The organism is Rhizobacter sp. (assembly GCF_031412075.1).
Lineage (GTDB): Bacteria > Pseudomonadota > Gammaproteobacteria > Burkholderiales > Burkholderiaceae_C > Rhizobacter.
In genome coordinates, this window is sequence record NZ_JANOCG010000094.1 from 1 (window position 1) to 6,206 (window position 6,206).

4 protein-coding genes are annotated in these 6,206 nt (G+C 66.7%); 1 reads left to right on the forward strand and 3 read right to left on the reverse strand.

The window, feature by feature from the left end; translation table 11 throughout:
• The coding region (locus RMO40_RS03600) for a PAS domain S-box protein (protein ID WP_309716431.1) at window positions 1-1,240 on the reverse strand (1,240 nt) is incomplete at its 3' end.
• A gap of 228 nt (window positions 1,241-1,468) precedes the next feature.
• Window positions 1,469-3,031 carry a methyl-accepting chemotaxis protein gene (locus RMO40_RS03605; protein WP_309716433.1) on the reverse strand — a complete coding sequence of 521 codons (1,563 nt, stop codon included), beginning with the start codon at window positions 3,029-3,031 and terminating at the stop codon, window positions 1,469-1,471.
• A gap of 197 nt (window positions 3,032-3,228) precedes the next feature.
• Here RMO40_RS03605 and RMO40_RS03610 point away from each other — a divergent pair, with 197 nt between their 5' ends.
• On the forward strand, window positions 3,229-5,772 hold the full coding sequence (locus tag RMO40_RS03610; RefSeq protein WP_309716436.1) for an FtsX-like permease family protein: 2,544 nt from the start codon (window positions 3,229-3,231) through the stop codon (window positions 5,770-5,772).
• Window positions 5,773-5,778: 6 nt separating this feature from the next.
• Here the strand turns inward: RMO40_RS03610 and RMO40_RS03615 are convergent.
• Window positions 5,779-6,206 (reverse strand): EAL domain-containing protein (locus tag RMO40_RS03615; protein WP_309716438.1); only part of this gene is annotated, 428 nt, incomplete at its 5' end.

Below are 6,206 nucleotides of genomic sequence, written 5' to 3' on the forward strand. Positions count from 1 at the left end.
TGGCGATGTCGAGGACGTCGTTGACGATGGACAGCAGGTGCGATGAAGCCGTCTCAATGCGGTCGAGCCGCTCGGTCTGCTTGGGGTCGGTGCTGTCGCGGCGCACCAGGTAGGCCATGCCCACGATGGCGTTCAAGGGGGTGCGGATCTCGTGGCTCATGTTGGCGACGAACTCGCTTTTGCTGCGGTTGGCTTCTTCGGCGCTCAGCTTGGCTTGCAGCAGGGCGTCGGCATGCTGCTTGTCCAGGGTGATGTCGCGCAGCAGGCCCATCACCCGGCCGTCGCTGAGCCGGCGTGCCACCCACTCGGCGGTGAAGCTGCTGCCGTCCTTGCGCTTCATGCGCTGCTCGGTGGTGGCCACTCCACCACTTGCATAGATGGCCTGGATGGCGGCCTGGTTCGGCAGCTCCTCCTCACTCACCACATCACGAATGTTCAACCCGATCACTTCTTGCGGCGAGTAGCCCAGCATCGCCGCCCCGGCGGCATTGATGTCGACGATGTGGCCGCGGTCATCGCTCACGAAGATGCCGTAGGCGGCCTGCTCGACGAGGCTGCGGTAGCGCTCTTCGCTTGCCTGAAATTTGCGCTGGGTATGCGACACCGTCAGGCTGCTCAGGCCGATGGTCAAGACGATGTTGAAGAGGGTGATGTTGCCGACCACCAGCGTCTCCATCAGGCGCGCCGCCTGTGTCCACTCCGGGTCCAGCGTTGCCAGCGGGCCCAGGATGGCTCGCAGCCCCAACCCCAGCCCCGTCAGCAGATGCACCAAGGCAATGGTGACCAGCCAAGTGCCGTCAGGGGCGCGGCGCGAGGCCGGTGTCAGCAGCACCTGGGCCGACAACACGTGCAGTGCGCACAGCACACAGGAGGCAATCGACAGGCGCCATACCGGGTCGGGCTGGACGTAGGTGAAATAGGCGAGCACTGCCGCGACCAGCAGGCAGGCGGGGATGTCCCAGCGCGGGCCGCGGGGTTTGCCGAGGTAGAGCCGGTGGCCGTAGTAGATCCAGATGCGGCCGGCCACGCCGACCGCATTGGCCAGCACGAAGGACACCCACTCCGGGCCGGTGCCGCGCAGGCCAAACAGCAAGAAGCCCACAGCCCCCAGCCCGGCGCCCCAGGCCCAGGCGCGCACGGCGGGCTCGCCGCGCGACTTGAGGTTGACGAACAGCACCGCAAACGCCAGCAGCAGGCTGCTGAAGAGGGCCAGCGTGACCAGGGTGCGGAATTCGAGCATGGCCGGGGTGTCGGTGCGTCGGTGCGTCGGTGTGTCGTATTGTCGGTGCGGCAGTCTGACACGCGATTGCGCCCGAGGGGGTAGGCATGTTCGCCGACAAACCCGCATCGGGCAGGGTGTTCACTGCTTCAACGCAGCACCCGTAGCCCCTCACGCGGATCGATCAACTTCTGCGTTTTGCTTGACTCTCTCCATGCCTGCGAGAGCCGAGGCGAGCCGCTTCAGGCCCTAGAGCCTGAACACACGCACCACGTCGGCCAGGCTTGCCGCCTGCTGTTTCAGGCTGTCTGCCGCCGCGGCGCTTTGCTCGACGAGCGAGGCGTTTTGCTGGGTCGACTGGTCGAGCTGGGTCACCGACTCGCTGACCTGGCTGATCCCGCTGGTCTGCTCAAGCGTCGACGAACTGATCTCGCCGATGAGGTCGGACACGCGACGAACCTGGGTCACGATGTCGTCCATGGTGGAGCCTGCCTCGCCCACCAGGCGGGAGCCCGCGTCCACTTTTTCAACGCTGGAGCCAATCAAGGACTTGATCTCCCTGGCCGCTTCGGCGCTGCGTTGCGCAAGGTTTCGCACCTCGCCTGCCACCACCGCGAAGCCGCGGCCCTGCTCACCGGCGCGGGCTGCTTCCACGGCGGCGTTCAGCGCGAGGATGTTGGTCTGGAAGGCGATGCCGTCAATCACGCCGATGATGTCGGCGATCTTCTTCGAGCTGGTGGTGATGTCGTTCATCGTGGCCACGACCTGACCGACCACGTCGCCTCCTCGTTCGGCGGCAGCGCTCGCCGACGTTGCCAGCTGGGTGGCTTGCCGTGCGGTGTCGGCGTTGGTTTTGACGGTGGCGTTCATCTGCTCCATCGAGGCCGCGGTTTGTTGCAGGTTGGAAGCCTGCTTCTCGGTGCGCTGCGACAGGTCGGCGTTGCCGGTGGCGATCTCGGCCGAACCGGTGGCGATCGAGTCGGAGGCCTGTCGGACCTGCCCCACCACCTTCGCCAGGCTGGCCTGCATGGCGACCAGCGATGCGAGCACGCTGCCAGCTCGCGCGCTGGCAGCGCCTGGGACGGGGCTCAGGTCGCCTTCGGACACACGCTTGGCTGCTTCGCCCAGCGTGGTCGGCTCGGCGCCCAGTTGTTGCGTGATGCTGCGTGAGATGGACCAGGCCAGGGCCGCGCCGCTCAGCACGGCCAAGGCCAGTGCAACCAGCATCACGGTCAGGAACCCGCTGGCCTGGTCGAGCGCGATCTTGTTCTCGGCCTGGATTCGGGCTTCCTCGAAATCGATCAGCTTGTTGACTGCGGCCAGCCACTGCACGTACTGCGGCTTGGCTTGCGACCACAGCAGCGTCTGGGCAGCGCTGGCATCGCCCTTGTCCACGGCGGCAATGATGGCCTGGGTGGTGGCCACCGACTGGGTTTCGATGTCCTTGATGGCGGCGTACAGCGGAGTCAACGCAGTCTTGTCGCCGGCGGTGCCGATGAGCTTCTCAAGGGGGCCGGCCGAATCGGCGTAGAACTTGGCGAGCTCGTCGATGGCCGCGGCCTCCTTCTGCCTGTCGGCAGGGGTGGCGCTCAAGACCATGTCGCGAATGGCGATGGCGCGGTCGTGCGCCGAGCCGCGGAAGTTGATGGCAAAGCGCTGGATCGGCGCATGCTCCTCGCCGTTGGCGCGAAGCGCCGTGCTGATGGCTTGCACCTTGAAGATGGCCACCGCCGTGACGATCATCAAGATCGCCAGCATGAGTCCGAAGCCCAGGTTCAGTCGTTTGCCGACCGTCAGTCGATGGAAAAGCATGTCGTTGACCTTTGATGAATGACACGGTGCAAATGGCACCTGATCGAAGCAATTTCGGCCGATTCCGGCGCAACTGAAGCTGCGCAACCCGGCCCGAAACGTGCGCGATTCGGCGTTCCCTCACCGGCCTGGCGGGAGCGATGGCGCGGTCTGGGGTTTTGTGGGCTTCGGTTATGGTGCGATGCGACGGGGGCAGCATGAACATCCAATACAGAGTTTCCTTGTGGCAGCTCGCCTGGCGCCAGATGGCGCGCGACTTCCGCGCGGGCGAGCTGCGCCTGCTGGTGGTGGCGGTGACGCTCGCGGTGGCGGCCTTGAGCGCGGTCGGCTTCTTCGCTGACCGCCTCAACAATGGCCTGGCGCGTGATGCGCGCCAGCTGCTGGGCGGCGACGCCATCGTTGCGAGCGACCAGCCGCTGCCGGCGGCCTTTGCCGACAAGGCGCGTGCCCTGGGTCTGAAAACGGCCAACACGATCGGCTTCCCGAGCATGGGGCGGGCAAGCGAAAACAAGGGCGGCGCCACCAAGCTGGTGGCCGTGAAAAGCGTGACCGAGGCCTACCCACTGCGCGGCACGTTGCGCCTGGCCGACGCGCCCGGTGGCGCGGGTCGTGCCGCCACACAAGGCCCCGCGCGTGGCACGGTGTGGGTCGATGCCGCGCTGCTCGATGGCTTGCAGCTCGCCATCGGCGACGAGCTGCTGCTGGGCGATGCACGGTTGAAGATCGGCGCCATCATCCTGGTCGAGCCCGATCGCGGCGCTGGTTTCATGAGCTTTGCGCCGCGCGTGATGCTCAACCAGGCCGACCTCCCGGCCACCGGCCTGGTGCAGCCCGCCAGCCGCGTGACCTACCGCCTGGCCGTGGCGGCACCCGGCATCAGCGACGCGCCGGTGCGAGCGTTCGTGGCCTGGGCCGATACGCAGGTGAAGGGCCAGTCGCTGCGCGGCGTGCGTGTCGAGTCGCTGGAAAGTGGCCGACCCGAGATGCGCCAGACGCTCGACCGTGCCGAGAAGTTTCTCAACCTGGTGGCGCTGCTCGCCGCCTTGCTCGCCGCCGTGGCCGTGGGCATTGCGGCGCGCGACTTTGCCAACCGCCACCTCGACGACTGCGCCATGCTGCGCGTGCTGGGCCAGCCTCAGCGAACCATCGCCATGCAGTACCTGATCGAGTTCGCCTTCGTGGGCCTGCTCGCCAGCGCGGCCGGTGTGCTGCTGGGCTTTGCGGTGCACTACGTGTTTGTCTGGCTGCTGGCTGGCCTGGTGAATGCTTCTCTGCCCGCCGCCACCGGCTGGCCCGCCTTGTTTGGTGTGGGCGTGGGTTTCACGCTCTTGATGGGCTTTGGTTTGCCGCCGGTGCTGCAGCTGTCGCAGGTGCCTCCGCTGCGGGTGATCCGCCGTGATGTGGGGGCCTTGAAGCCCGCATCGATCGCGGTGCTGGGCGCCGGTGCGGCGGGCTTCGTGGCCTTGTTGCTGGCGGTGTCGTCCGACCTGCAACTGGGTTTGATCGCGGTGGGCGGTTTTGCCGCCGCGGTGGCGGTGTTTGCGGTCTTGTCGTGGCTCGCGGTGCAGGCCTTGCGGCGTGCCGTGCCCGAGACGCGCGCACCACGCTGGCTGGTGCTGGCCACGCGGCAGATTGCGGCGCGGCCGGCGTTTGCCGTGCTGCAGGTGTCGGCGCTGAGCGTGGGTTTGCTCGCCTTGTGTTTGCTGGTGCTGCTGCGCACCGACCTCATCTCCAGCTGGCGCCAGGCCACGCCGCCCGATGCGCCGAACCGGTTTGTGATCAACGTGCAGCCCGAGCAGGGCGAGGCTTTCCAGGCCAGCCTGCGCGCCGGTGGTGTCGCCAGGTTCGACTGGTACCCGATGATCCGCGGCCGGCTGATCGCCATCAACGGCCAGCCGGCGTCGACCGAAGGCTTTACCGACGAGCGCGCCAAGCGCTTGCTCGACCGCGAGTTCAACCTGAGCCACAGCGCTGCGCTGCCGCAGCACAACCTGGTGACCGGCGGCAAGTGGGTGCCTGAAGAGCCGGGTGGGCTGAGTGTGGAAGAAGGCCTGGCCGAGACCTTGAACCTCAAGCTCGGCGACGAGCTGCGCTTTGATGTGGCCGGCATGACGACCGAGGGCCGCATCACCAGCCTGCGCAAGGTCGACTGGGGCTCGATGCGCGCCAACTTTTTCGTGATGTTTCCTTCATCGCAGATGGCCGACGTGCCGGTGACCTACATCGCGGCGTTTCGTGCGCCGGAAACGGCGGGATTCGACAACACCCTGAGCCGCGAATTCCCGAACATCACCAACGTGGACGTGTCGGCGTCGATCACCCAGATCCAGGGCGTGCTCGACCAGGTGGTGCGTGCGGTCGAGTTCCTGTTCATGTTCACGCTGGCCGCCGGCCTGGTGGTGTTGTTTGCGGCGGTCACGGCCACGCGCGAGGCAAGGGCGCGTGAGTTTGCGGTGATGCGAGCCCTTGGGGCCAGCGGAAAATTGTTGGCGCAGGTGCAGCGGGCCGAGTTGTTGGGCGTGGGCGCCTTGGCCGGGTTTCTGGCGTCGGTCGCTGCGATGGGGGTCGGCTGGGCGTTGGCGAAGTTTGTGTTTCAGTTCAGCTGGAATGCGTCGCCTTGGGTGCCGCTGATAGGCAGTGCCGCTGGGGCCGTGTTGGCGTTGGGGGCGGGGTGGTGGGGCTTGCGCGAGGTGTTGCGCCGGCCGGTGGTGGAGACTTTGCGGAGTGCGGCGGTCGAGTGACGGGCTCTATTGCGGCGGTGCCGCGCCCGCGCTGACAAACGCCTCGAAGCCCTCCGGGGTCAGTGGCCGGCTGAACCAGTAGCCCTGAATCTCGTCGCAGCCTGCTCTGCGCAGGTACTCCATCTGCGCCTCGGTCTCCACGCCTTCGGCGATCGTCTGCATGCCCAGGCTCCTGGCCATGTTGATGATGGCCGACACGATGGCCTGGTCGTCGGGATCATCGGTCACACCGCGCACGAAAGACTGGTCGATCTTGAGCTTGTAGACCTTGAATTGCTTGAGGTAACTCAGCGACGAGTAGCCGGTGCCGAAGTCGTCGATCGACATCCCGACCCCGCAGGCGTGCAGGCCGCGGATCACGGCGATCGCACCGACCGGGTCTTCGGAGGCCACGCTTTCGGTCAACTCCAGTTCGAGCGACGGCGCCGCAACGC